The organism is Cupriavidus sp. YR651 (assembly GCF_900101625.1).
Classification (GTDB): Bacteria; Pseudomonadota; Gammaproteobacteria; order Burkholderiales; family Burkholderiaceae; genus Cupriavidus.
The window spans coordinates 531,714-557,550 of sequence record NZ_FMYZ01000003.1 but is presented as its reverse complement, the minus strand read 5'-3'; the positions used below and the strand labels follow the sequence as shown (position 1 = coordinate 557,550).

General features: G+C 66.5%; 23 protein-coding genes and 1 pseudogene. 13 read left to right on the top strand and 11 right to left on the bottom strand.

Annotated elements, in window-relative coordinates; genetic code table 11:
- Genes nirJ through cobA form a run of 3 tightly spaced genes read left to right on the top strand, consistent with a single transcriptional unit; the run spans position 1 to position 3,459 of the window.
- On the top strand, positions 1-1,182 hold the full coding sequence (gene nirJ, locus BLR29_RS12245; protein ID WP_092137213.1) for a heme d1 biosynthesis radical SAM protein NirJ: 1,182 nt from the start codon (positions 1-3) through the stop codon (positions 1,180-1,182).
- Positions 1,170-2,696, top strand: a complete 1,527-nt coding sequence (locus tag BLR29_RS12240; RefSeq protein ID WP_092137212.1) for a cytochrome D1 domain-containing protein — start codon at positions 1,170-1,172, stop codon at positions 2,694-2,696. The genes nirJ and BLR29_RS12240 overlap by 13 nt, the downstream gene beginning before the upstream one ends.
- 16 nt (positions 2,697-2,712) lie before the next feature.
- Positions 2,713-3,459, top strand: coding sequence for a uroporphyrinogen-III C-methyltransferase (gene cobA, locus BLR29_RS12235; protein WP_092137211.1), 747 nt, complete (start codon positions 2,713-2,715; stop codon positions 3,457-3,459).
- A gap of 159 nt (positions 3,460-3,618) precedes the next feature.
- Here the strand turns inward: cobA and BLR29_RS12230 are convergent, their stop codons facing one another.
- Together BLR29_RS12230 and BLR29_RS12225 are read right to left on the bottom strand one after the other, a co-directional pair.
- Positions 3,619-5,910 (bottom strand): nitric-oxide reductase large subunit, encoded by a 2,292-nt coding sequence (locus BLR29_RS12230; RefSeq protein ID WP_092137210.1) that lies wholly within the window; start codon positions 5,908-5,910, stop codon positions 3,619-3,621.
- Positions 5,911-5,952: 42 nt separating this feature from the next.
- A pseudogene (locus BLR29_RS12225) lies at positions 5,953-6,417 on the bottom strand (hemerythrin domain-containing protein); the annotation flags it as partial.
- 176 nt (positions 6,418-6,593) lie between these two features.
- Here BLR29_RS12225 and norR point away from each other — a divergent pair.
- A complete protein-coding gene (gene norR / locus BLR29_RS12220; protein WP_092137208.1) occupies positions 6,594-8,156 on the top strand; it encodes a nitric oxide reductase transcriptional regulator NorR in 1,563 nt (520 codons plus the stop codon).
- 55 nt (positions 8,157-8,211) lie between these two features.
- On the opposite strand, the gene BLR29_RS12215 is transcribed toward norR, so the two are convergent.
- Genes BLR29_RS12215 through BLR29_RS12205 form a run of 3 tightly spaced genes read right to left on the bottom strand, consistent with a single transcriptional unit; the run spans position 8,212 to position 10,614 of the window.
- Positions 8,212-8,667: a ubiquinone anaerobic biosynthesis accessory factor UbiT gene (locus tag BLR29_RS12215; protein WP_092137207.1), complete on the bottom strand. Its 456-nt coding sequence runs from the start codon at positions 8,665-8,667 to the stop codon at positions 8,212-8,214.
- Positions 8,664-9,620, bottom strand: coding sequence for a U32 family peptidase (locus tag BLR29_RS12210; RefSeq protein WP_092137206.1), 957 nt, complete (start codon positions 9,618-9,620; stop codon positions 8,664-8,666). The genes BLR29_RS12215 and BLR29_RS12210 overlap by 4 nt, the downstream gene beginning before the upstream one ends.
- Before the next feature lie 40 nt (positions 9,621-9,660).
- Positions 9,661-10,614, bottom strand: a complete 954-nt coding sequence (locus tag BLR29_RS12205; protein ID WP_092137205.1) for a ubiquinone anaerobic biosynthesis protein UbiU — start codon at positions 10,612-10,614, stop codon at positions 9,661-9,663.
- A 333-nt stretch (positions 10,615-10,947) separates the two neighbouring features.
- On the opposite strand from BLR29_RS12205, the gene BLR29_RS12200 reads away from it, so the two are divergent.
- Positions 10,948-12,129 carry an NAD(P)H-dependent flavin oxidoreductase gene (locus BLR29_RS12200; protein ID WP_092137335.1) on the top strand — a complete coding sequence of 394 codons (1,182 nt, stop codon included), beginning with the start codon at positions 10,948-10,950 and terminating at the stop codon, positions 12,127-12,129.
- Between the two features lie 125 nt (positions 12,130-12,254).
- Here BLR29_RS12200 and BLR29_RS12195 read toward each other — a convergent pair whose 3' ends face one another.
- Positions 12,255-13,568 carry a hypothetical protein gene (locus tag BLR29_RS12195; RefSeq protein ID WP_092137204.1) on the bottom strand — a complete coding sequence of 438 codons (1,314 nt, stop codon included), beginning with the start codon at positions 13,566-13,568 and terminating at the stop codon, positions 12,255-12,257.
- Positions 13,569-13,985: 417 nt separating this feature from the next.
- Between BLR29_RS12195 and BLR29_RS12190 the strand changes: the two genes are divergently transcribed.
- Both BLR29_RS12190 and BLR29_RS12185 read left to right on the top strand, forming a co-directional pair.
- The gene (locus tag BLR29_RS12190; RefSeq protein ID WP_092137203.1) at positions 13,986-15,995 is read left to right on the top strand and encodes a type IV pili methyl-accepting chemotaxis transducer N-terminal domain-containing protein; all 2,010 of its coding nucleotides are present in this window, start codon (positions 13,986-13,988) and stop codon (positions 15,993-15,995) included.
- The gene (locus tag BLR29_RS12185) at positions 15,992-16,648 is read left to right on the top strand and encodes a response regulator (protein ID WP_092137202.1); all 657 of its coding nucleotides are present in this window, start codon (positions 15,992-15,994) and stop codon (positions 16,646-16,648) included. Before BLR29_RS12190 ends, BLR29_RS12185 begins: the two co-directional genes overlap by 4 nt.
- A gap of 29 nt (positions 16,649-16,677) precedes the next feature.
- Here BLR29_RS12185 and BLR29_RS12180 read toward each other — a convergent pair whose 3' ends face one another.
- Complete coding sequence (locus BLR29_RS12180; protein ID WP_092137201.1) at positions 16,678-17,487, bottom strand: IclR family transcriptional regulator; 810 nt, start codon at positions 17,485-17,487, stop codon at positions 16,678-16,680.
- A 231-nt stretch (positions 17,488-17,718) separates the two neighbouring features.
- Between BLR29_RS12180 and BLR29_RS12175 the strand changes: the two genes are divergently transcribed.
- The 4 genes from BLR29_RS12175 (at position 17,719) to BLR29_RS12160 (ending at position 21,160) form a co-directional block, all read left to right on the top strand.
- Positions 17,719-19,167, top strand: a complete 1,449-nt coding sequence (locus BLR29_RS12175) for an NAD-dependent succinate-semialdehyde dehydrogenase (protein ID WP_092137200.1) — start codon at positions 17,719-17,721, stop codon at positions 19,165-19,167.
- Positions 19,168-19,290: 123 nt separating this feature from the next.
- Positions 19,291-20,448, top strand: a complete 1,158-nt coding sequence (locus tag BLR29_RS12170; RefSeq protein ID WP_092137199.1) for an iron-containing alcohol dehydrogenase — start codon at positions 19,291-19,293, stop codon at positions 20,446-20,448.
- A gap of 329 nt (positions 20,449-20,777) precedes the next feature.
- Complete coding sequence (locus tag BLR29_RS12165) at positions 20,778-20,936, top strand: DUF3309 family protein (protein WP_092137198.1); 159 nt, start codon at positions 20,778-20,780, stop codon at positions 20,934-20,936.
- A gap of 35 nt (positions 20,937-20,971) precedes the next feature.
- The gene (locus tag BLR29_RS12160) at positions 20,972-21,160 is read left to right on the top strand and encodes a DUF3008 family protein (protein WP_092137197.1); all 189 of its coding nucleotides are present in this window, start codon (positions 20,972-20,974) and stop codon (positions 21,158-21,160) included.
- 46 nt (positions 21,161-21,206) lie between these two features.
- Here the strand turns inward: BLR29_RS12160 and BLR29_RS12155 are convergent, their stop codons facing one another.
- Entirely contained in the window at positions 21,207-21,836 is a 630-nt protein-coding gene (locus BLR29_RS12155) for a ParB-like protein (protein WP_092137196.1), read from the bottom strand.
- Between the two features lie 50 nt (positions 21,837-21,886).
- The gene (locus BLR29_RS12150) at positions 21,887-22,363 is read right to left on the bottom strand and encodes a hypothetical protein (protein ID WP_092137334.1); all 477 of its coding nucleotides are present in this window, start codon (positions 22,361-22,363) and stop codon (positions 21,887-21,889) included.
- 502 nt (positions 22,364-22,865) lie between these two features.
- Between BLR29_RS12150 and BLR29_RS12145 the strand changes: the two genes are divergently transcribed.
- The gene (locus BLR29_RS12145) at positions 22,866-23,522 is read left to right on the top strand and encodes a ParB-like protein (RefSeq protein ID WP_092137195.1); all 657 of its coding nucleotides are present in this window, start codon (positions 22,866-22,868) and stop codon (positions 23,520-23,522) included.
- 23 nt (positions 23,523-23,545) lie between these two features.
- Here BLR29_RS12145 and BLR29_RS12140 read toward each other — a convergent pair whose 3' ends face one another.
- Entirely contained in the window at positions 23,546-23,989 is a 444-nt protein-coding gene (locus BLR29_RS12140; RefSeq protein WP_143018448.1) for a hypothetical protein, read from the bottom strand.
- 465 nt (positions 23,990-24,454) lie between these two features.
- Positions 24,455-25,033, bottom strand: coding sequence for a low affinity iron permease family protein (locus tag BLR29_RS12135; protein ID WP_092137193.1), 579 nt, complete (start codon positions 25,031-25,033; stop codon positions 24,455-24,457).
- A gap of 197 nt (positions 25,034-25,230) precedes the next feature.
- Here BLR29_RS12135 and BLR29_RS12130 point away from each other — a divergent pair, with 197 nt between their 5' ends.
- Positions 25,231-25,581, top strand: a complete 351-nt coding sequence (locus BLR29_RS12130) for a BON domain-containing protein (protein WP_092137192.1) — start codon at positions 25,231-25,233, stop codon at positions 25,579-25,581.
- Positions 25,582-25,837 lie beyond the last annotated feature (256 nt).

Genomic DNA, 25,837 nt, shown 5'->3' with positions numbered 1-25,837 from the left:
ATGTTTCGTCTCTCCCGCTTTCTCGAAGCCTTGCGTGACGGTGGCCCGGTGCCTTCCGCGCGCAAGCCCGCCGGCCCGGTCGTTATCTGGAACCTGGTGCGCCGCTGCAACCTGAACTGCCGCCACTGCTACGCCACGTCGGCGGACGTCGACTTTCGAGGCGAGCTAGAAACCGACGAGGCACTTGCCGTGCTCGATCAGCTCAAAGCGACGGGCGTACCGGCCCTGATCCTGTCCGGCGGCGAGCCGCTGATGCGGCAGGACCTTTACGTGATCGCCACCCGGGCGCGGGAACTTGGCTTTCATCTGTCGCTATCGTCCAACGGCACGCTGCTGGATGCGGGCCACGCCGCACGGCTGGCTGCAACCGGCTTCGACTACGTCGGCGTAAGTCTGGACGGGCTGGCGCCGACCCACGACCGCTTCCGGCGTAGCGACGGCGCGTTCGACCGGGCCCTGGCCGGCCTGCGTACGGCACGTGCAGCCGGCCTTCGCGTCGGGGTCCGGATGACGCTGACGGAGGCCAACGCAGCGCAACTGGCGGATGTGGTGGCCCTGACCGAGGCCGAGGGTATCGACAAGTTCTACCTGTCCCATTTCAACTACGCGGGGCGCGGCAAGGGCTATCGCGCCGACGATGCCCGGCATGCGAGGACCCGTGCGGCGCTGGACTGGCTGATCGACCACGTCTGGTCCCGCGCGCAGGCAGGACACGCCGGCGATTTCGTTACCGGCAATAACGACGCTGACGGCGTCTACCTGCTCCAGTGGATTTCGCAGCGCTATCCGGAGCGCGTGGCTGACATGCGCGCCCGGCTGACGGCCTGGGGCGGCAACGCCACCGGCGTCGGCGTGGCCAACATCGACAATCTCGGCAACGTGCATCCGGACACGATGTGGTGGCACGTGACGATCGGCAACGTGCGCGAGCGCCCGTTCGGCGAGATCTGGGCCGACCGCACGGATCCGCTCATGGCAGGACTGAAGGCAAGTCCGCGTCCGCTGGAGGGCCGCTGCGCGGCCTGCCTGCATCGCGACATCTGCAATGGCAATACCCGCGTACGCGCCTGGGCGGTCAGCGGCAATCCGTGGGCCGAGGATCCGGGCTGCTATCTGACAGACACCGAGCTCAGGGCGCCGGGCGGCATCGACCAGACGGAGACCTTCGCATGCGTGCAATAACCGCGACACTGCGCATGGTGCGCATCGCCACGGTGGGCCTTGGCGTGCTGGCCGTCTGCCTGTCCGCCCGGGCACAGCCTGACAGCACGGCGCTTGCGCCGGGCGCCCTGTACCAGCAACACTGCGCGGCCTGTCACGGCACCGACCGCCTGGGCGGCATGGGGCCGGCCTTGCTGCCGCAAAGCCTGGAAAGACTCAAGGCAAAGGAACTGGATGAGGTCCTGCGTCAGGGCCGCGTGGCGACGCAGATGCCGGGGTTCGGCACGCAGATCCCGGCTGTGGCGCTTGAGCAGTTGGCCCGCTGGCTGCGGACCGAGCCCACGAAGTCGCCCCACTGGACCGCCGACGATATCCGCGCCTCCCGCGTGGTTCTCCACGCCGATGGCACCCTGCCGGCGAAGCCGGCTTTCCGCGCCGATCCCGCCAACCTGTTCCTGGTGGTGGAGGCCGGCAGCCACCACTTGAGCGTGCTGGACGGCGATCGACTGGAGCCGATTCATCGCTTTGCCACGCGCTTTGCGCTGCACGGCGGCCCCAAGTTCAGCCGCGACGGCCGCTATGTGTTCGTTGCCAGCCGGGACGGGTGGATCAGCAAGTTCGACCTCTGGAACCTCAGCCTCGTCGCCGAGATCCGGGTCGGACTGAACACGCGCAATGTGGCCGTCAGCGACGACGGCAAGTGGGTGCTGGCCGGAAACACCCTGCCGGCCAGCATGGTGTTACTCGATGCGCGGGACCTCGCGCTCGCGCGCGTCTATCCCGTGCAGGATGCGGACGGCACGCCATCGCGTGTCTCGGCCGTCTACGATGCGGCGCCTCGCGGCAGTTTCATCGCGGCGCTGCGGGACATTCCGGAAGTCTGGGAGATCCCCTATGGCAATGTGCCGGACGCGCTAGCGCCAAGAAAGATCCGGCTCGATGCGGTGCTCGACGACTTCTTCTTCGACCCGCCCTATCGCCATATTCTCGGCGCTTCGCGCACGGGCGGCGGGCAGGTCATCGACCTCGATGCCGGCCACAAGGTGGCCACACTGGCGCTACAGGGCATGCCGCATCTGGGCAGCGGCATCACCTGGGAGCGCAATGGCCAGTCGGTCATGGCCTCACCGGACCTGAAGCAGGCGGCCATCAGCGTGATCGACATGGGCGACTGGCACACAGTGGCCACGATTCCGACTGCCGGACCCGGCTTCTTCCTGCGCAGTCATGAGCAAACCCCTTACGCCTGGACCGACGCGATGATGAGCCCGCACCGGGACACGCTGCAGGTCATCGACAAGCAAAGCCTGCGTGTGGTGGGCAGCGTCACACCGGCCCCGGGGCATACGGCCGCTCATGTGGAGTTCACGCGCGACGGGCGCTATGCACTGGTGAGCCTGATGGAGCGCGATGGCGCGATCGTCGTCTATGACGCCACCACACTGCGCGAAGTCAAGCGCATCCCGATGGACAAACCCATCGGCAAATACAACGTGTTCAACAAGACGACTCGTTCGTCCGGCACCAGCCATTGACCAACAGGATCACGACATGAACCGGCATCCCAAGGCAGGCAAGGTCTGGCTGGTGGGCGCGGGCCCCGGCGACCCCGAACTGCTGACCGTCAAGGCAGCCCGCATACTCGGCGCGACAGACGTCTGGCTCGTGGACGACCTTGTCTCTCCGGACATCGCACAGTACGCCAGTACCGGCACACACATCGCTTCAGTGGGCAAGCGGGGTGGCCGCTGCTCCGTCAGCCAGGCACAGATCGATGCACTGACACTGGCCCATGCGCTGGCGGGGCGTAGCGTTGCCCGCGTCAAGGGCGGCGACCCGCTGCTGTTCGGACGTGGCGGCGAAGAGGCGGCGTTCCTGCGCGCGCATGGCGTCGAAGTGGAGGTGATCAACGGCATCAGCAGCGCTGCCGCGGCCGCGCAGGCGCTGGGCATCGCCCTGACGCACCGTGCTCATTGTCATGGCGTGACCTTCGTGACCGCGCATACACGCGGCGATGGCGGACCCGACTGGCGGGCGCTGGCATCGAGCGAGACAACGCTGGCCATCTACATGGGAATGGGCAGGATCGGCGAGATCCAGGCCGCGCTGCTGGCCGCGGGCATGGCACCCGACATGCCCGCAGCCGTGGTCATGCACGCGAGTGGTCCCGCGCAACGCTGCTGGACCGGCACACTGCAGACACTGGACGCGGCGCTGTCAGCCGGACTGGCCAGCCCGGCGGTCATTCTGATCGGCCACGTGGTCTCGGAGATCACCAGCGACGTCTGCGAGCGGTAGTCTGCCGGCGTATGCGCGCCCTGCAAGGGTGAGGCCGCTGGCAGTACAAGTCATACGGCAAGCCAATGTGGCAAACCCGGCAACGACGCCAGGATCTTTTTGAAACGACCTCTAAAACGCCGACGGCCCCTTGCGGGGCCGTCTTCATTCAATCACCTGTCACGAACGCGACCGGCTGGCTTGCAACTCCCTTTCGGGTGCCGGTTGCACTGGTCGACCGCTTAGCAGGCCAATCACCACCTGCAACGCAAAGGTCAGTGCGGCTACGAGGAACACCACGTCGCCAAACGTCCGCACCCACCGCAGGGTCTGCAGCAGCGGCTGCTGCAGGAAGGCTTCGCTGCGCGCATACCACAACCCTTCGCTCGCGCTGGCGAGGAACTGGATGATGCCGATCGGCAACAGGCTGGTGGCGATCATGAGGACCAGGCCGCCATTCAGCCCCCAAAAGGCGATCTTCATCAGCGACGGGCTCAACTCGAAATGCGGGCGGATGTAGCGCAGCACCAGCAGCGTGAAGCCCAGCGCCAGGAAGCCATAGACCCCGAACAATGCCGCGTGAGCGTGCACCGGCGTGGTATTCAGCCCCTGCGAGTAGTACAGCGAAATCGGCGGGTTGATCATGAAGCCGAACACACCTGCGCCGAGCATGTTCCAGAATGCCACGGCCACAAAGCACATCAGCGGCCACTTCACATGCGCCATCCACGGCGCCCGGTCCTTCAGGCTCCAGTTCTCCCAGGCCTCGTGACCCAGCACGATCAGCGGCACCACTTCCAGCGCGCTGAAACTGGCCCCCATGGCCATCACCGGCGTGGTGGTGCCAGCAAAGTACAGGTGGTGGAAAGTGCCAGGCAAGCCGCCAAGCATGAACAGCGACGCCGACGCCAGGCTGGCCGTGGTGGCCATGCGGCGCGACACGAGTCCCAGAGTCGAGAAGATGAACGCCAGTGCCGTGGTAGCGAAAACCTCGAAGAAGCCTTCCACCCAAAGGTGCACGACCCACCAGCGCCAGTATTCCATGATGGTCAGGCTGGTGCGCTCGCCGTAGAACAGGCCGGCGCCATAGAACAGGCCAATGGCCACCACCGACGCGGTCAGCAGTGCCAGCAGGTTCTTGTCGGTGTTGCGCGCACGGAGCGCGGGCACCATCCCCCGCAGCATCAGGACCAGCCAGAGCAGGATGCCGACAAACTTGCCGATCTGCCAGAGACGGCCCAGGTCCACGTACTCGTAACCCTGATGGCCGAGCCAGAAATTCAGTTCGGCCGGCATGATCTGGGCGATCGCCAGGTAGTTGCCCGTGAAGGAGCCCACCACCACTGCCACCAGCGCCCAGAACAGGATGTCAACGCCAAGCTTCTGATACTTCGGGTCCTTGCCGCCATGGATCAGCGGCGCCAGGAACAAACCCGCCGCCAGGAAGCCGGTGGCAATCCAGAACAGTGCGCTCTGGATATGCCAGGTTCGCGTAAGCGAGTACGGGAACCACTGCGACACGTCGAAACCGTAGAACTTCTGCCCTTCCACGGTGTAGTGCGCTGTAAAGCCGCCCAGCAACACCTGGAACGCCAACAGCGCCACGACCAGGAACAGGTATTTGCCCAAGGCGCGCTGCGACGGCGTAAGCGCGAAGGTCGTCAGCGGATCGCGCTGCGCCGGGGCCGGCGGCAACTCCTCTTGACCGCGCAGGAACGACCAGGCCCAGATCAGGAAGCCGACACCCGCCAGCAGGAACACCACGCTGGCGATCGACCAGGCAATGTTCTCGCTGGTGGGCTTGTTACCGATCAGCGGCTCGTGCGGCCAGTTATTGGTATAGGTCGCCACCTTGCCGGGCCGCTCGGTGGCGGCAGCCCAGGCGGTCCAGAAGAAGAAGTGCGTCAACTGCGCGCGACGTTCCGCACTGGGCAGCGTGTTTTCCTTCATCGCAAAAGACTCGCGCGATTTTTGCAACGCGGGTGCGTCCGAAAACAGCTTGTCGTAGTAGCTGGCCGTCTGCGCCACGGCTTGCGCCCGGCGCTGGGTCACGGTCAGCACGCCAGTGGCGGGATCGGTGCGGTTGCCACGGTATTCCAGGCGCAGCGCCTCACGCAGCGCCGCCTGCCGGGGTCCGTCGAGATCCGCGTAGGCGAGCTGGTACTCGTCATGCGCGGCGATATCGAGCCACGCCGTCAGTTCCCGGTGCAGCCAGTCGGCCGTCCAGTCCGGCGCCTGGTACGCGCCGTGGCCCCAGATGGAGCCGAGCTGCATGCCGCCAACGGATTGCCAGGCGGTCTGGCCGTCGAGGATTTCGTCACCCGTGAAAAGCTTGTGGCCATCGGTCGTGACCACCTGCGTTGGCATCGGTGGCGCCTGGCGGTAAACCTCCGCGCCGTAGTATCCGAGCAGCGAAAATGTGACCGCCAGTACGGCGATCAACAGAAACCATAGTTTGCGATATTGGCCCATGATGGGTTCGGATTTTGTTTTACGAGGGGATTGGCGACGCGCTCAGGCACGCGCCGGGTGATCGAACAACACGTTGTTCTCAAGTTCGATGTGATCGCGCAGGTCGTCGCGGAATTCGCGCAACGCGGCGTAGAGCGTGCGCCACGTATTGCAGGCCGACGCCGGCGGCGTCTGATCGTGCGTCAGCGCGTCGAGTTGGCGAAGCGCCTCATCGTGCGTGTCGTGCTCCATGCGCATGACGGAAATCGGCCCGCCTGCCATGGCTGCCATGCCGCGCGACAGCATCGGAAACAGAATCTGCTCCTCCTTCTGCATGTGGCTGACCAGTTCCTGCTCCATGGCCAGCAGATGGGCCGCCAGCCCGTGCGGGCAGTCGCCGCTGGTGGCATGAACCTCCTCCACGCGCCGCGCCATCCGGATCAATTCCGGCAATTGCTCCCGGTGGCGGGCGTGGTACCGCACCAGGATGTGGTCGATAAGCGCCCCCGGCGATTGTTCGCGCCAGTCCTGCATTGCTGCTGTCTGCATGCTCATGGATTGCTCCTTCTCAAATTGCACCGATAAGACTTGTGCGAATCTCATGCCTGCCTCAAGACTTCAGAAAATCAAGGGGTTACGATGCATCCCGGTAAATGCGACCCTAGAATGTGCGGTACATCCAACCCAGTCGGGTTGAAAACACCATGATGGAAAATCTGCTGCTGGCGGACCTGACCGCCGATCTCACCCAACCGATACGCATGCAACGGCTGGTCGGCGCACTAAGGGCGCACTTTCGATGCGGCGCGGTGGCCTTGCTGCAACTGGAAGGCGATCATCTACGGCCTATGGCGGTGGACGGGGTGGTCCCGGACGCGTTGGGCCGCAGCTTTGCCGTGGCCTTGCATCCGCGCCTGGCGGCGATCCTGGCCCATTCCGGGCCGATTGTTTTTCCCCATGACAGCACGCTGCCTGACCCGTATGACGGCCTGATCGACTCCCATGTGGGGGAACCGCTGCCCGTGCACGACTGCATGGGTACGCGGCTGGAGGTGGAAGGCCGCACATGGGGCGTGCTGACTCTCGACGCCCTTGCGGTCGGCACGTTTGATGCCGCTGCGCAGCTGGAGCTGCAGCGGCTGAAGTCAGCAGTGGAAGCCACAGTGCGTGTGACTCGTCTGGAAGCGGCCCTGCGCGCGCTGCGCCGTATCCGCAGCGATATGCCCGGCAGCGAGTCCTTGCCCGCGTCAGGCGCAGGAGACATTCTTGGCGAAAGCGAACCCATCACACGGTTGCTGCATGAACTGGCCGTCGTGGCGGATTCGGAACTGCCGGTGCTGTTGCTTGGGGAAACGGGCGTCGGCAAGGAGCTGTTTGCCCACCGGCTGCACCAGCAATCGCGCCGCAGCCAGAAGCCACTTGTTCACGTCAACTGTGCCGCACTGCCAGACTCCCTCGCGGAAAGCGAACTGTTCGGCCACGCACGGGGCGCCTTTTCCGGTGCAACGGGCGAGCGACCGGGGCGGTTTGAAGCCGCGGACGGCGGCACGGTATTCCTGGACGAAGTGGGGGAATTGCCACTATCGACCCAGGCCAAGCTCCTCCGGACATTGCAAAACGGCGAGATCCAGCGGCTCGGATCGGACCGCCCCCGGCGTGTGGACGTGCGTGTGATCGCCGCGACCAACCGCAACCTGCAACAGCTTGTACGCGACGGCACGTTCCGGGCCGACCTGTACCACCGCTTGTCGGTCTATCCCATCCCGATCCCTCCGTTGCGCGAACGCGGGGATGACGTGCTGGTGCTGGCCGGCAATTTCCTGGAACTCAATCGTGCACGGCTAGGCCTTCGCAGCCTGCGGCTGTCGCCGGGCGCGCAGGACGCGCTGCGGCGTTACCGGTGGCCGGGCAATGTGCGGGAACTGGAACATGTGATCAGCCGTGCAGCGCTCCGCGCAGTCAGCCACGGCGTCGGCCGACATGAGATCGTTACACTTGATACGCCATGGCTGGACCTCGATGGCATCGAGCCCGCTGCGGATTGCAAGGGGAGCGCCGCGGCAGGTCGCCCCGAGCAAGGGCCGGCCACGATGTTCAACGGCACGCTGCGCGACGCCATGGATGCCTGCCAGCGGCAGTGCATCGAACAAGCGCTTGCCATGCAGGACGGCAACTGGGCGCGCGCCGCACGCCAGCTTGGCGTGGACAGCAGCAATCTCCACAAACTGGCCAGGCGGCTCGGCATCAAGCCAACGCGCGGCCGCTAGCCAACCTCACCCGTCACCCCTCCGCTCTTCTGTTTTTCGGTCTTGGAGATACCCGTCAAGCCGTGCGCGGTGACGGCGGGAACAGCACCGACAGCCTCGCCACCATGGGCTCTACCCATCCGGGGCGCGGTGCGGCGTCGAGCCAATATTTGACCTCCAACCCCAGTGCCGTATCGCCACTGATCGACAGCCGCCGCTGAAAAAACAACGTGTCGGTATCGGCCTCGCCGCCCAACAGTTGCAGGTAATCCGCGGCCCGGGCGCGCAGAGTCAGCGCAGGTGCCTGACCATCGAACGGGCCGCCAAGGAAGCGCCCACCCGCGCAGCGAAAACGGATATCAAGCCCAAGATCCTCGACGGTCAGCAGGAACGCATGCCCGTCGAGCGCTGCAGGCGGCTGCAGCCAGCCCGCACGGCGCGCGCCTTCCAGTGCCAGCACCAACGGCAGCGCCCGGGCGCGCGCCGGCATGCGGCGATGCACGCCAGCCATCAGTTGTGTCAGCGCCATCATGCCGTCACTCCAGCATCGTCTTCGACCTGCTGCCAGCGAATGCCGGCCTGCCCCGTCCAGTAGCCGTTACTTGGCAGCGCACCGGCGGGCATGATGCCGCTGCGCATCGCGTTCCTATCGCCTTTGCGCCACGCGTCAAGCATGGCCACCACCTCCAGCGTGCCACTGGCGTGAGGGCTGACACGAACCGAATCGACGCCCATTTCCGCCATGGCCGGCACTTCCGCACACAGGTCAAGGCAGGTGGCCGACTGCACCTGGATGCCGTTCAGCGTGAAGAACGCCTGGCCCTCGCCAGTGTCCGCGACCAGTCCGTCCGGGTAGTCGAGGCAACGGAACTCGCAGGCGTCCTTGCGCAACCGGTGGTGGCGGGCGGTAAAACAACGCGCCGAAAACGCCAGTGGCATGCGGCCCCACACCATCACCTCGATCGACGTACCGCCGGGCCGGGCCGCCGCCAGGGCGGCCAGCGTCGTCCGGTCCATTTCCACCGGCATCGCGCAACCGCGCCCGCCCAGCTCGACCAGCCAGGCGAACATGTCGGCGTGATAGACATTCAGGTGAGGGCCGCCCAGGAACGGGCGCCCGCCCATGCAGCGCACGGCGCCAAGGTCATTGGCCTCGACCAGGAAATCTTCCTGCTCGCACACCCGGCGCATCACAGCGATGTCACTGTCCGATTCCACCAGCACCGGCGTGGACAGCACGACCTCCTTGCCCGCCTGGCGCAGCATTTCCCCGATCTCCATCCAGTCTGCATGACGCAACTCGTGCCGGCGCGTGCAGACAGTCTCGCCCAGATGCACGCGGTCCACAGGCGCGTCGGCCACGGCGGCATAGAACTGGAACACCGTGGTGCGGGGCCAGTAGTACAACAGGGGACCCAGCGTGATGCGGAACGGAACGGCAGCGGGAACGGAATCTGGGACGGAATCGGGATATCGGACAGTCATGGAAAGCTCTGACGGGAAGATGTTCGGTGGAGGCAGACGCCTAGCGCCACGGGCGATCGTAGGCGCCCTGGGTCACCTGGTCGCCCTCGGCGTGGCGGCCAAGCGCGGCCTGCCAGTCCTGGCGCGGCACGAATCGCTTGGGATCGCGGCAGGCATCGTCGATGGCCGCGCGCAGTACGCCCACCACATCGGCCACATAGCGCGGGCTGCGTTGGCGGCCCTCGATCTTGATGGCGGCGATGCCGATGTCGATCAGCGCCGGCAGCAGTGACACCGCGTTCAGGCTGGTAGGCTCTTCGAGCACGTAGCCGCGCTCGCCCTCCACCGTGAAGCGGCCCTTGCACAGCGTGGGATAGCCCGCTGGCTCGCCCGGCGCGTAGCTGTCGATCAGGATGCCGGAGAGCCGCGCATGCATGGTGCCGTCCGCCTCATCCCAGCGCACCGCATGGGCCGGCGAACAAACGCCCTTGTTGTTGGGAGAATCGCCGGTGGCATAGGAAGACAACAGGCAGCGGCCCTCGGCCATCACGCAGAGGCTGCCGAAACCGAATACTTCGAGCTCGACGTCGGTCTGGCGCGCCAGCTTGGCGATCTGGGCCATCGTGAGCACGCGCGGCAGTACCACGCGGCGGATACCGAAACGCTCGCGCATCAGCTCGATGGCGTCGGCATGTGTGGCCGATCCCTGTACGGACAGGTGCAGCCGCAGCGAGGGATGACGCCTGGCCGCGTAGGCCATCAGGCCGGGATCGGCCATGATCACCGCGTCCGCCCCCAGCGCGGCGGCCGCATCCACGGCGCGATGCCAGCGCGTCACCTCGCCCATCTGCGCAAACGTATTGATCGCGAACAGCACCTCCGCGCCGCGCGCATGTGCTTCCGCCACGCCGGTGCGGATGTCGTCCTCGGAGAAATTGAGGCCACCGAAGTTACGCGCGTTGGTGGCGTCGCGCAGGCCCAGGTAAACCGCGTCGGCGCCGTGTTGCAGCGCCATGCGCAAAGCCGCCAGTGATCCGGCAGGTGCGACCAGTTGGGGTTGGCGGGCGCCGGAGGATGCATGAGCCGCGGCAGGCATGGTGGAGGTCATGTGAATGGCGTCAGGTTGGCAGCCACCGGATGCTAGCCATGCACGGACCTGACACCTTTGACCAGGCGCAAATCGGCGGACATGTCGGCTGTCCGGCACGGCCCGATCCGGGCCGTCTTCTCCATCCGAACTAGGCCTACCGGACGGGCCATCCCGAGATTTTGATCTGACACAAGCTGGCACCCGCGCGCGCGTGAGAGCCTTTGCGCTTCCGCAATGCAACAGGTACCCATTCCGATCATGCAATCACGATGGCTCAACCTCGCCGGCCGCAAGCTGCTGCCGATCGTTCAAGGCGGCATGGGCGTGGGTATCTCCGCGCATCGGCTGGCCGGCACCGTGGCCAGCCACAACGCCGTGGGCACGATCGCCAGCATCGACCTGCGCCATCATCATCCGGACCTTCTGGCCGCCACCGCCGGCAAGCGTGACAAGGCCGCGCTGGAAGCCGCCAATCTCACCGCGCTCGATCGTGAAATCCGTGCCGCGCAGGCATTGTCGGGTGGCCGCGGCATGGTGGCCGTGAATGTCATGAAGGCCGTCAGCGCCCATGCGGCACTCGTGCGCCAGGCTTGCGAGAGCGGCGCGGACGCGATCGTGATGGGCGCCGGCCTGCCGCTGGACCTGCCCGACCTGACCGCCAACCACCCCAAGGTGGCGCTGATCCCGATCCTGTCGGACTCGCGCGGCGTGGGGCTGGTACTACGCAAATGGATGAAGAAAGGCCGCCTTCCGGACGCCATCGTGATCGAACATCCGGCCTATGCGGGTGGCCACCTTGGCGCGGCACGCATGGAGGACCTGGGCGACGATCGCTTCTCATTCGGCCGCGTGTTGACCGAATGTCGCGAGATATTTGCCACGCTGGGCATTGCATGGGACTCGGTGCCGCTCATCCTGGCCGGCGGGCTTGGCCATCACGGCAAGATCCGGCACTGGCTGAATGAAGGCGCCGCCGCCGTGCAGGTGGGCACCGCCTTTGCAGTCACGGAGGAGTGCGACGCCCATCCCGCGTTCAAGCAGGTCCTGGCCACCGCGCCGGTGGAGCAGTTGAGCGAGTTCACCAGCGTTGCCGGCCTGCCCGCGCGCGCCGTGCTGACGCCCTGGCTCAAGCGCTATCTGTCGCGCGAGACCGCGTTGCAGGCTCGCGCCAAGGTCCGGGAATGTCTGGAAGGATTCGATTGCCTGCAAGCCTGTGGACTGCGTGACGGAGTGGCCCGCATCGGTCAGTTCTGCATCGATCTGAAACTGGCACAGGCGTTGCGCGGCGACGTGGAGCGCGGCCTGTTCTTCCGCGGCAAGGGCTCGCTGCCGTTTGGCGATGCGGTCCGCCCCGTGGCCGACCTGATCCACTACCTGATGACCGGGGAGAAGCCCACGGAGCTTTCGCGCAGCGAGATAGACGCCAGCGCACTGGCCTGAAGACCACCCCTGTGGCGGGCGATCGGACCGTTCAACCGAAGCCCGCCACTCCAATCCACCGCACCAACCCACCGCACCAACCCGCCGCTGCAACCGGCCACTACAGCCCCTTCAGCCGCGACCAATCAGACAGAACCGGCCATATCGGCGCGTGGCGGCAACCCGCCCTGCTTCAGCACTGTCCGCAAGCAGCGCAGGGCCGCCAGCAACTGCACACCCAACCACGCATTGGCGACGGCGAACGTGATGCCGCCCGAGATCGCCAACCACGCCGGCGCCCATGGCAGGGCCAGGCATTGCACATAGGCGGCCAGCAATACTAGCGCCTGCAGTCGCTGCCGCGACGGCACAATGACCTGCTGCATTACCGGCACCCGCGCACGCGGCGGCAACAGCCGGCGCAGATGCAGCCATACCAGGAACGGCACGATCTTGCCGAGCATCGCGGTCACCGGCAACACACCACCACCAACCAGCGCCAGCGTGCCGATCCACCATGCCAGCGGCCACGTCGCATCCAGCCATGGCGTGAGCGCGGCCAGCAGCGCCGCCAGCAACCCGCTGGCCCAGGCGACGGGCCAGAGTATCCAGGACGGGTCGTGCCGGCGCCGGGCGCGCAGCACGCCGACCAGCCCGCATCCCGCGATCACCACGACGACGAGCAGCCATGGCACCGCCGCAATGGGCGCCAGATCCGGCATGCCGAGGCGCGTCGCGCCATCGACGATCAACAGCACCCATAGGACCGCCGGCAGGCATCGCTCCAGTCGGCCGGGCGGCCGCGGCGTCTGCCAGAACATGGGCAGCACGGTGGTGGCCACGCCAGCCACCAGCGCGGCCAGCCATCCGCCCAGGCCCCACGACACGTGGATCGCCAGCAATGTGGAGGGCGACACCTGCCCCAGCCCTCCCAGTAATCCGCCAAACAGTGCAGCCAGCGCCCCGCCGCACAGCACCGTCGCCAGCAACGCCCCGCCGATGCCGGCCAGCGTGCGCGTCGTCGCATCGATTCGCCGGACCCGCCGGCCGGAAAGCCATAGCAGACATCCGGCGATAGCAAAGAAGGGGGCGCCGGCCAAAGCCGCAATGCGGAACCCCGCGCGAACGCCGTCGACAAACCCCAGGCCCAGCGCCAGCGCGGTGCCCGCCCCCGCCAGTGCCACCAGCGGCGCCACCCACGGCATCCCTCGCACATCCACGCGTGCGATGACGGGCATCATCTGGAAAAGTGCTCCGATCATCACTGGCAGCAGCATACCCAGCGCCAGAACGTGGGCCACCGCGAGCGCGAGCGGCGCGTAGCGGTCCGGTAGCCCGGCCGATGGGCCCAACGCCAGCAGCAAGCCGGCAGCCGCCCCCAGCCATGGCGCGGGCATCAGGCAGCCGAATATCACAGCCGGACGCGGCGCGCGCGCGTAGTCCAGGTCCGCAGGCTTCATGTGTTGTTTTTTCCTCTGTTGGGGGTCGATTTGCGAGCCCGGGGCAGCATGCCCGGAAGAAATGCGGGGCGAGTTGATCTGGCACAGATTCGCGCGCGCGGGCGCGCGCAAGAATCTCCGCAACTCCGCACGTGCCCAACGCCATCCGACGCGGGCGGCAATCCGACGGAGCCACCGACCATGACAGCGCCCTCAGCCCCCCTAGCCCCTTCAGTCATCCCCTCAGCCTTCGACGGTGCCCTGGCTCCCGACGTGGCTCCCAACCTGGCCCGCGACCTGCCCCACAATGCGTCTCACAGTGCGGCTCACAGCGCGGCCCACAAATCGGCCACCAGATCGGCCCACAAGCCGGCCACCCATCCGTTTTCCCATCCGTCCTTCGCCCCGGCCCCCAACCTGGCTTCGGCCACGCCCTCCATGCCCTCGACCCCCGTGGCGCTGCCGGGTCTGCGCCACCGGCTATCCACCCGCATCATCTCACTGTCCCTGATCGCCTTGCTGGTTGTCCTGACGATGATCGGGGGCACCCTGTGGCTGTCCTGGAACCTGGAAGGCGCCGGCGCCGCCATCAATGACGCTGGCAGCATACGAATGCGCGCCAATGCGGTCGCCATCGAACTGGCCAAGGCGCGCAACGGCGAGCCCTCGTTGCTGGAAGCCCAGATGTCGCGCATGGACCACACGCTCGCCCAGTTGCGTCGTGGCAATCCGCAACGCCCGCTCTTCCTGCCGACTGAGCCCGCCATCCATGCCCAGTTCGATCGCGTGGCCCTGGCCTGGAGCGACCAGATGAAGCCCCAGGTGGCCAGGGACCTTGCCCAGGCGGGTGGTGTGCCGCTCGGCTACGTGGCCGCCTTGCCCGCTTTTGTCCATCAGGCCGACCAGCTGGTTGGGATGATCGAGGCCGACAACGCGCGCATGACGGACTTGCTGCGCATGTCGCAGGCCGCACTGGCCGCCATCGCCTGCATGGGCACCGTCGCCGTCATCTACCTGCTCTACCTCTGGATCATCCTCCCCGTGCTGAGACTTCAGGACGGGCTGCGGCGCATGGCCGAACGCGAGTTCTCGCTGCGCCTGCCGGTGGAAAGCCGCGATGAATTCGGCACCCTGAGCGAAGGCTTCAACCGCATGGCGGCCGAGCTGCAGAGCCTCTACCGAGGCCTGGAGGCGCGCGTGGCGCAGAAGACCGCCGAACTGGCGCGCCGCAACCGCGACCTGGAAACGCTCTACGACGTGGCCGCCTTCCTGAGCGAGCCCAACGAGGCCGAGGCACTGTGCCGCGGCTTCCTGACGCGACTCATGCAACGGTTCGATGCCGACGGCGGCAGCGTCCGCGTGGTGGACGCCGTGCCCGGCAAACTCCATATGCTGGTTTCCGAGGGACTGCCCGCGGATCTCGTGGAGGATGAGCACTGGATGGCCACGGATGCCTGTCACTGCGGCACCGCCACGCGCGACCGCATCGTGACGGTTGCCGACTTGCGCTCGCGCCTGCGCGTACCGGATACCCATGCCGACACGGGTGCCGATCCCGCCGAGAGCGAGACTTTGCGCTGCGGGGATTGCGGCTTCGCCGGCCTGGCCGCATTCCGCATCGATACGCCGCGCGGCGTGCTGGGCATGTTCGGGCTTCATTTCCGCACGCCCCACGTGCTGAACGCCTCGGACCGGCAGTTGCTCGAAACACTGGCCCAGCATCTCGGCGTGGCGCTGGAGCATCTGCGCCTGGCGGCCACGGCCAGGCAACTGGCGGTGGTCGAGGAACGCAATCTTGTGGCCCAGGGCCTGCATGACAGCATCGCCCAGGGTCTGAACTTTCTTAACCTGCAGGTGCAATTGCTGGATGACGCCACCGCGCGCGGCAATCTGCAGGAGATCGGCGATATCGTGCCCTTGCTGCGCTTTGGCGTGGAAGAGAGCTATCAGGACGTGCGCGAGCTGCTGCTGAACTTCCGCTCGCGGCTGACGCAAGGCGAACTGCGCCGCGCGGTGGAAGATACGGTGGCACGCTTCCGCCGCCAGTGCCGGACCGAGGCCCAGCTGGATATCGACGACAACGACGGCCGGCCGCTTCAACCGGACGAGCAACTCCAGGTGCTTTTTGTATTGCAGGAGGCCCTGTCCAACGTTCGCAAGCACGCGCAAGCCGCGCACGTCAGCGTGCGCCTGCATAATGGCCGCGACTTCCGGCTCACCGTGCAGGATGACGGCGAAGGCTTCGACTCGGCGGAGCTGGCCACACGCGGCGACGCCCATGTCGGCCTGCACATCATGCGCGAACGTGCGACACGCCTGAACGCGCAACTCACCATCGAATCCCGGCCCGGCCAGGGCACGCGCGTGGCGTTGCTGCTCCCGCGCGGCACGGCCGCCTCCCCTTCCCCGGCAACTTCTGCCACAAACCAACCGGCGCCCCTGCCATGACCACCCGCATCCTGCTGATCGACGATCACACCCTGTTCCGCTCAGGCATTCGTGTCCTGCTGCAACGCCAGTCCGACTTCGAAGTCGTCGACGAAGCCGCCGATGGCGTGGAAGGCATCAAGCGCGCCAAGCAGCATCGGCCGGACGTGATCCTGCTGGACCTCAACATGCCGGGCCTGTCAGGCCTGGAAACGCTGCAACTGCTGGCACAGGACCTGCCGAACACCGCTGTGCTCGTGCTGACCGTATCGGAAGAAGCCGAGGAACTCGCGGCAGCACTGCGTGGCGGCGCGCGCGGTTACCTGCTGAAGAATATCGAAGCCGATTTCCTGGCCTCCGCCATCCGCCGCGCTGTCGCGGGCGAGCCGGTGTTCTCGGACGGGATGACCGCCAAGCTCGTGGCACAGTTCCGCTCCCCGGTACCCACGGCACCCGCGCAGCCATCGGCGGAGGACGGCGCCAGGCTCACCGCGCGCGAGCGCGATATCGTGCGCGGCCTGCGGCGAGGCGAGAGCAACAAGGAGATCGCGCGGGATCTCGGCGTGGCGGAGAGCACCGTCAAGATCCACGTGCAGAACATTCTGAAGAAGCTCAACCTGGCCAGCCGCGTGCAGGTGGCTGTCTACGCCGTCGAGCATGGACTGACGGACTGAGCCGTCAAACATGGACGGACCGGGCCATCTCAGGCCGGCGCGCCCAGCCGCGCCGAAAGCCGGTCCGCCAGCGCCCTCACCTCGCGGCCGATGCGCTCCCCGGTCGTCACATCGATTTCATTGGTCAGGTAGCTGACCGCGATCGCCCCCACCGCGCGCGGCCCGGTGGCGTCGAACACCGGCGCGCCGAAGCATGTCATGCCGTCGCGCATCTGGCCGTTGTCGGTCGAATAGCCCGCCACCCTGACCTGTTCCAGTTCCGCGGCCAGCGCCTCGGGCGACGCCACGCTGGCGCGTGTCAGCGGCGCCGGCATGCCCCCGGCGAACAAGTGCCGCACCTCCGCCGGCGACAACGTGCTCATCATCGCCTTGCCGGTCGCGGTATAGGGCGCCGGCAGCCGCATGCCGATCCGGAACGTCACCCCCAGCGGCCGGTCCCCGTTCTGGCAGGCCAGGTACACCACGTCGATACCGTCCAGCATCGACAACGTGACCGTGGCGTCATGGAACGCATCCGTGGCATCCCATAGCGCACGAAATTCCTCGGTGATCTGCGTCTGCGACAGAAACGCATTGGCCCAGCCCATCACATGCGGCCCAACCATCATTGCCCCGTTGGGCAGCCGCTTGATCAGCCGAAGCTGGACCAGCGTGTCGCACAGCCCGTGCAGGGAGCTCTTCGGCGCGCCGGTCAGCCGCGTCAGCTCCGCCAGCGTCAGCGGCTCCGTGGCGGCAGCCATCGCATCCATGACCTGCACGGCGCGCACGACCGCTGGCGAGGTGGACTTCATCGGCGGCGAGGCATCATCGGCAGGCGTGGCGTAAGCGGACTTGGGCATCGGTCAGGGAGTATTGGGCGGGAAGCATCCGGGATGGGCGCGATTGTACTGGCTGCGCGGAACGCGCCGTTCCCACTGGCGGTCTCCCGTTCATGGGCGTATCATCGCATAATCGTTCCACATATCGAATTATATTCAATCTATTGAACGATTGCGACTGACGTGCTGCCAGCGCAATGCACCTGACCCACCCCGGGAAACCGTCCCCGTACCCATATCCGGAAACTCGCCATGCAACTCAAAGACCCGTCGCTCCTGAAACAGCTGGCCTACGTCGATGGCCAATGGATTGGCGCCGACAACGGCGCCACGTTCGATGTGACTGATCCGGCCACCGGCGAGGTGCTCGCCAAGGTCGCGGACCTCGGTGCAGCCGAAACCGAACGCGCCATCGTCGCCGCGGAAGCTGCCCAGAAGAGCTGGGCGGCCAAGACCGGCAAGGAGCGCGCCACGATCCTGCGACGCTGGTTCGACCTGATGCTGGCCAACACGGACGATCTGGCCTACCTGATGACGCGCGAGCAAGGCAAGCCGCTGGCCGAGGCCAGGGGCGAGATTGCCTACGCCGCCAGCTTCATCGAGTGGTTTGCGGAGGAAGCCAAGCGCGTGGACGGCGAGGTGCTGGCCACGCCGGCCGCCGACAAGCGTCTGGTCACGCTGCGTCAGCCAGTGGGCGTCTGCGCCGCCATCACGCCGTGGAATTTCCCGGCCGCGATGATCACGCGCAAGGCGGCACCCGCGCTCGCCGCCGGCTGCGCCATCGTCATCAAGCCGGCCGAACTGACGCCGCTGTCTGCCTTCGCGCTGGCCGAACTGGCCCACCGCGCCGGCATTCCCGGCGGCGTACTGCAGGTCATCACTGGCGATGCCAGGACCATCGGCGGCGTGCTGACCGCCAGCCCGGTGGTGCGCAAGCTGTCGTTCACCGGCTCGACGGAAGTCGGCCGCATCCTGATGGCGCAGTCCGCGCCGACCATCAAGCGGCTGTCGCTGGAACTCGGTGGCAACGCACCGTTCATCGTCTTCGATGATGCCGACGTGGACGCCGCCGTGGAAGGCGCGCTGGCCGCCAAGTACCGCAACGGCGGCCAGACCTGCGTCTGCGTCAACCGCTTCTACGTCCAGGACGGCATCTACGATGCGTTCGCCGCCAGGTTCGCGGAGCGGGCCGGCAAGCTGCGCGTTGGCAACGGTCTGGAAGACGGCGTGCTGATCGGCCCGCTGATCGAGGACGCGGCGCTGGACAAGGTAGCCACGCTGGTCGATGACGCCCGGGCAAAGGGCGGCCGCGTACTGACCGGCGGTGCCCCGCACGCGCTTGGCGGCACGTTCTACGCGCCCACCGTCATCGCCGATGCCACCGCCGAGATGCGCATGGCACGCGAGGAAATCTTCGGGCCGGTAGCGCCGCTGTTCCGGTTCCACAAGGACGAGGAAGCGATCGCCGCCGCCAACGCCACCGAATATGGCCTGGCCGCTTACCTCTACACGCGCGATATCTCTCGCGCGTGGCGCACGGCCGAGGCGCTGGAGTACGGCATGGTCGGCCTGAACACCGGCCTGATCTCCAACGAGGTGGCGCCGTTTGGCGGCATCAAGCAGTCGGGCGTCGGCCGCGAGGGCTCGCGGCACGGCATCGACGAATACCTCGAAATCAAGTACCTCTGCCTGCAGATGTAATGGGATACGGCGTGGCGCCGTGACACGCGAAGCCACGCCGGTTGGCCGGCCGGTGCATACTGTGCCGGCCGTACCGCCGAGGGCGACCCCGATCACCCCGCGCCAGGACACTCCGGAGACACCATGAACCCGTTCCGCTTCCAGACCGTGCCGACGGTCATCGTCGAATTCGGCGCCGCGCGCCGGCTGGGCGCACTGCTGCGCGAGTCCTTTCCGCAGGCGCAGCGCCTGTGCGTCGTGACCGATGGATTCCTGGCGAAGAGCGGCCTGCTGGCCCCCGCTCTCGACGATCTCGGCAAGCATGGCTGGCAGGTCACCGTGATCGACGACGTCATCGCCGATCCTCCCGAACACGTCGTGCTGGAAGCCACCGAACGCGCGCGCCAGGCCGATGCGGAAGTCGTGCTGGGCCTGGGCGGCGGATCGTCGATGGATGTGGCCAAGCTGATCGCCGTGCTGCTGCCGGCCACGCAGCCGCTGAAAGACATGTATGGCGTGAAAAAGGTCACGGGTTCGCGGCTGCCGCTGGTGCAAATGCCGACGACGGCGGGCACGGGGTCGGAGGTGACCGCGGTGTCCATCGTCACCACTGGCGAGACCACCAAGATGGGCGTCGTCGCGCCCCAGCTGTTCGCCGACGTGGCGATCCTGGACGCCGAACTGACGCTGGGCCTGCCGCGCGCCGCCACGGCCGCCACCGGCATTGACGCGATGGTGCATGCGATCGAGGCCTACACCAGCGCGCACCTGAAGAATCCGATTTCCGACATGCTGGCGATACGCGCGCTGGAGCTGCTGTCGCAAAACCTCATGCTCGCCTGCGACAACGGCCATGACCGCGTCGCACGCGAGGCCATGCTGCTGGGCGCGATGTTCGCCGGCCAGGCCTTCGCCAATTCCCCGGTGGCCGCCGTGCATGCGCTGGCCTATCCGATCGGGGGCATCTTCCACGTGGCGCACGGGCTGTCCAACGCGCTGGTGCTGCCACACGTGATGAAGTTCAATGCCCCGGCGGCCAGCCAGCGTTACTCGGAACTTGCCGACGCGGTTCTGCCCGGCACCACGGGTAGCTGCGAGACCAAGGCGGCCGCGCTGATCGCGCATATCGAAGGCCTGGTTCTGGCCACCGGCATCCCGCGCACACTGCGCGAGGTGGGCGTCAAGGAAGGCGATCTCGGCAGGCTGGCCAGCGATGCGATGCTGCAGACGCGCTTGCTGGTCAACAATCCGCGCGAGGTGAAGGAAGCCGACGCGTTCGCGATCTACAGCGCGGCATTCTGACGCCGGCATTCCGATCCGACCGTCCGGCAGATTGTCCGGCGGACAGCAACGGCGGCCACTGTGCCGCCGTTTTGCTTTGGCGCGATGCATCCGGCGATCTGTCGGCGATCCGTCGGCAATGCGTCGTCCGATTCCTACACCGATATCAGCCCCAGCCCGCCTTGGTTGCCACCTGCCCTGTCCTAACCTGAAAGGACAGAGAGGTGCGGGAAACCGCCCGACGCGAGAATCGCCGGATTCACGCAGTCTCCTGCGTATGCAGTCTTGGTCGGGTGGTGATCGTCGCACTCATCTCCGCACTGCCCCGACCACAAGAAAAGGAGCACGCCATGGGTATCGGCACAATTCTTCTGATCCTTCTTATCCTGCTGCTGGTCGGCGCACTGCCGGCATGGCCATACAGTACCGGTTGGGGCTACTGGCCAAGCGGCGGGCTGGGCCTCGTCGTCCTGATTGTCGTGCTCCTTGTCGTCCTCGGCCGAATATAAATAGAGGTCGTTTCAAAAAGACGAAGGAGACTGACATGCCAGCCAAGTCGAAGGCTCAGCAAATGGCCGCCGGCGCGGCCCTGTCCGCCAAGCGCGGGGATCAGAAGGCCAGCGCGCTCAAGGGCGCTTCCAGATCGATGTACAAGTCCATGAGCGAGAAGGAACTGCACGACATGGCCGCCACCAGCCAAAAGGGCAAGCCGGCCCACAAGTCCAAGCGCTGATGTCGTTCGAGAGGCTGCAGCGCATGCTGGCGGCCCTCGCCACCCCCTAAGCCTTTCGCTTCGACGCCGCCACGCACGGCCCGATAAAACCTGGCAGCCTGCGCGCCTTGCCGCTGCGTGCCAGCGGAATCGCCACGGTCATCGCGCGCGCAAAACCGGCGATGCTGTGCATGTCCTCCTCCACGTGCCGCCGGAAGAAGCCGGCCCAGCTGAAATCGCCATACGCATTGCCCGGCTTGCGGTACGCGCCCGCATCGCGCGTGAACGCCGCCAGGCTGCGATAGGGGTCGTCACGCATGCCCATGACCGTGGCCGGCAACGCGCCGGCATCGAGCCGCTTGCCGCGCTCGTCGTAAGGATGCAGATGGCCGAGCGCGCGCATGCGCTTCCAGAACTGCCCCGGCGAAAGGTCGCTGAGATCGGCGGCGATACGCACCGGCGCGCGGCGCCAGCCCAGCTCCAGCCACGCGCGTGCCCAATGGTGATGATCGGTGATGTAGAGCGCCCCGCCCGGCCCCGCAATCGTCCGGATGCGATGCCCGCGCAGGAACCTGCGCAATGCGGCCGCATTGCGCGGCCTCGCGCTGATATCCATCTTCTGGCGGACCTGGTAGATCCCCAGCGTGAGTTGTGTCGGACGCAGCGTGTCAAGCTCCGCCATCGCCTTGCGAGACATGGCGCTCCTGAATAATGAGGATCAGGCGGCGGATCGCGAAGCCCCGCGAGTCAACCATGGCTGCCGATCTGCTTGTCGACGTAGTGCTCCAGCTCGCTGCCCGGATCTTCGTTGCCGGTGCTTTCCATCGCCACGGCTTCCGCAGCTACCGGCCCCGCGTGCGGGGGGCGCGATGCGCTGTCGTCATGCCGCGCCGATACCGGCGCCGGCCAGCATTCGCCCGCTGGTTCTTCGTCGATCAGCGCGGGCGGCCGATGCGGATCGAAGTCGGTCCATTGGCCGCCATCCCACTTGCCGCTCGCCTTTTCCAGATCGAGCGCGCCACCTTCCCGCAGCACGTCGGCAACCTCTTCGCGCCGGTCCCGCTTGGCATGGGCCGCCAGCAACACGCCCGGCGGACGGGCACCACCCGGGTTGACGGACATGACCGAAACATCCCAGACCGAGAACCCGCGCGCGTAGAGCTTGCGCGCCACTTCTTCGGCCTCGGGGATAGACGCGAAGCGCCCCGCTACGATGGATGACATGATCTTGCTCCCTCCTGTGGCATGCAAGGTCGCATGCATCTGCACGCCTGTATTCAGGATAGTCGCGCCCTTGTGCATAGGCGGCAACGCCCCGCGCGTGACATGGAACATGGCAAAGACATTGGTGCGGAATTGCAGGTCATCGCGCAAATTCCATGCCGCGCCGAACGCGGCGTACCTGGGCCCTCCCGCAGGCGGATCGCACGTAACGGTTACAAGGCGTGGCAAGGATTCCACCCCGCAGCGCGAGCCAGCGCTTTACCTGGCCGGACACAACAGGGCCTCCACAGAGTCATCACAAAGCCACCACAGCGCTGCGAGCCGCTTATCGCAAGCGCCACATTTCCAGCTCGCGCGGCATGGAAATTGCGGCATACGGGCAGCACCGAACCCGAGAGGAGCAAGACATGTTCAGTTCCCGAGGAAGCCGCAGAGCAAGCCGGGCCAGCCGTGAAGCGCCCGAGTCGGTCTCCAGCCGGCGCGAGCGCTGAGGACGGTGCCGATGACAAAGCGCCTGCGCGAGGGCGCCAAGCTCATGGTGCCCATCGACCACCTGCGTCCGACCCAGATCACGATCGGCGGCTACCACGTCGCCCAGAAGATCCACGTCACCCGCCGGCTGTCGCACGCCGACCTGCCCGCGTTCCTGGACCGCCATCGCGTGCACGTAGTGATCGGGCCCGAACACAGCCTGTTCGTGGTCGATCATCATCACTGGGTCCGCGCATGGCACGAGATGGGCATGGCGATGGTTCCGGTACTCGTCCGGCTCGACCTCAGCCATCTCTCCGTGCGGAAATTCCGGAAGTTCATGCTGGACAACCACATGGTCCATCCCTACGACGAGCACGGAAAGCGGCGACCACTGAAGGACCTGCCACCGGACATCCACGCCATGCGCGACGATCCGTTCCGGAGCCTGGAGGCCTTCGTGCAGCTATCCGGCGGCTATCGCAAGGTCAAGGCGGCGTATCCGGACTTTCGCTGGGCAGACTTCTTCCGCGAGCATATCGACGGTCCGCTGGACAGCCACCACACGTTCGCGGCAGCGCTGGCGCGCGCCGTGCAACTTGCCCACAGCACCAAGGCACGCGGCCTGCCCGGCTACATCGGCCCGTGCCGCAAGTGCAAGGGCAAGCGGGCGGCGCGGAGGGCCTGAGCCATCACGATTTAAACGACCTCTCAGGCGCCGCGATCCAACGGTGCGTCGGGACGCGGCGGGCGCGCGGGCTGCGGTGTCTCCTGCCGCTGCGGCGCACCGGCGCGCCGCGCTTCGTCCCGCGCGAGCGTCAACACGCAGCACAGCAGCAGGTAGGCGCGCTTCAACTCGCCGGCCGCTTCGCGCGACAAGCCAGTGTCTGCGTGACGGAAAGCGGCATCCAGTCGATCCTCGATACCGCGCTCGATCTCCGGTTGCGTAAACAGCTCACGCTGCCGGTTGTGCCAGAGCGCCATCGTCGCCGTGCGGCGGCTGGAGAATGTCGCGCGCGACCATCCGCCCTGGCTCGCTCCCAGTTCGACGCGCATCTCGCACAACGCTTTCATCAGCACATGCGTCTGCCGCAAGTCAGGGCCGCGCAATGCGCGCACGGTGCCGCGCGTGCCGCGACGTGCAACCGTCGCCACGGCAGCCGCCAGTCGCCCCAGCGGGGCCGGCGCGGTGCGTACGCTGTCGGTTCGTAACGATGCCGGGATGGAGGAAGGATCGGTCGCATCGCATGGATTGCGCGGATCGCAACCGCCGAACATATCGGATAGATCGGATGATGGGGAAGACGGGGATGATGGGCAAGACGGCACCCTGGCAGCGGGAAGCGCATGAGCGGCTTCCGAATGAATCGTTGTCGGGCCGCTGCTATCCGCCTCAAGACAACTGATGACTGCATGTTCCACAATGGCCTCGCTAACTGCGCGTGTTCTGCTTGTTGATTGTTGGTAGGCGTAACGATGCAATTGCCGTGCCGGATCTGCGTGGATGCCAAGTCAGTGGGCAAGTTAGTGGGCAAGTAGGCGGCCGAGTGCCGTTGGCGTCCATCGCTGGCGACAGCCGTGCACCATTCAGGCCTTCAGGCCGCCAGCAATCCATGCCAGTCAGGCAGCCGGAGCGGCCTCGCGATGGCGCCGCGCGCGCGTCTTGGCCGCATGGTTCTCGTTGGCCTCGTCAATCGAATGGCTGCATTTCACCCCGCCCTCCTGGTCGGCCAGCCTTGCCAGATGGCGGTAGAACTTGACCAGCTGGCGCAACTCCTCCTCGTCGAGGTCCTCGATGGCCACCAGGTGGTTGCTGGCTTCCTTATGCGAAGCCAGCAGTTCGTTAAGCTTCAGGTGCACGGCTACGGCGTCCTTGTTCTGGCTTTGCTGGATCAGGAACACCATCAGGAAAGTGATGATCGTGGTACCCGTGTTGATCACCAGTTGCCAGGTCTCCGAGTAATCGAAGACCGGCCCCGTCACGGCCCACGCCAGGACGACGCCCATGGCCAGCACGAACGCCGCCGGGGATCCCGCCCGCCGGGTGGCGGCACCTGCGAAGCGGTCGAACAGATGCATCAGGCGATGTCGCCTAGGCGGCGCATCGCCATCGTCGCTGCTGTCGCCGCCGGCCCCGCCCCCGTTGGAATCCCGTTGCGGGGGTTGCGGCGATTGCCGTCGCTGCGCAGGCTTGTTCATAGGGCGCTCCTCGGCGCATCAAACTGTCTAAATTGTAGGGAGCGTCCCGTTGCAATTTCAGTCGGCGGCGTCCTACAAGGGCGGCGCGCGACGCGCTGACGTGTCCTTTTTACAAGGGACCAGCCGGGGGCGCGGACATCCCGCGGGCAAGACGATTGCGTCGCACCCGGGGGCGGACACCATCGAGAGGAACCGTCATGCAGACCGAAGACCAGGGCGCGCCACAAGCCAGCCCAGATGAAGACGACGAACTGCTGCGGGAACGCATCGGCACCTGCATTGCCGAAGCGTGCGGCGGCGACATGCCAGACGGCGTGGCCGTGCATGTGGTGAACCGGCGCGTCACCATCACGGGCCGCGTGGAGGACGTGGACCTCGCCCAACGCATCGAGAAAGCCGCCGCGACGCCGCCGGGCATCCTCGGCGTGTCGAATCAGCTGACCACGCGCGTGCCGCCGCCCGTGGAGCCACCCGGCCAGCCCCCGGCCAGCGGCATGCAGGCGGACCCCGCCAAGCGGCCACCCGGGCAGGTCAACCACAAGGTTTGACCGGGGCAGCATGAGATCCGGCGCGCCGCGCGTCTCGCGCGCGGTTACGCCTTGGAGGTTGTTTAAAAATGAAGCGAAGCGGTCCTGGCTAGGGCGAAGCAGGGGTTTCGGATCGCACGCGATCCGCCTGCGTAGCGGCATGCGCCTGCTGGCGCATGCGCGCCCTGCAAGGGCGCGGCCGCAGACAGTACAACTGGTACGGCAAGCGAATGTGGCAAACCCGGCAACGACGCCGGGATCTGTTTCGAGACGACCT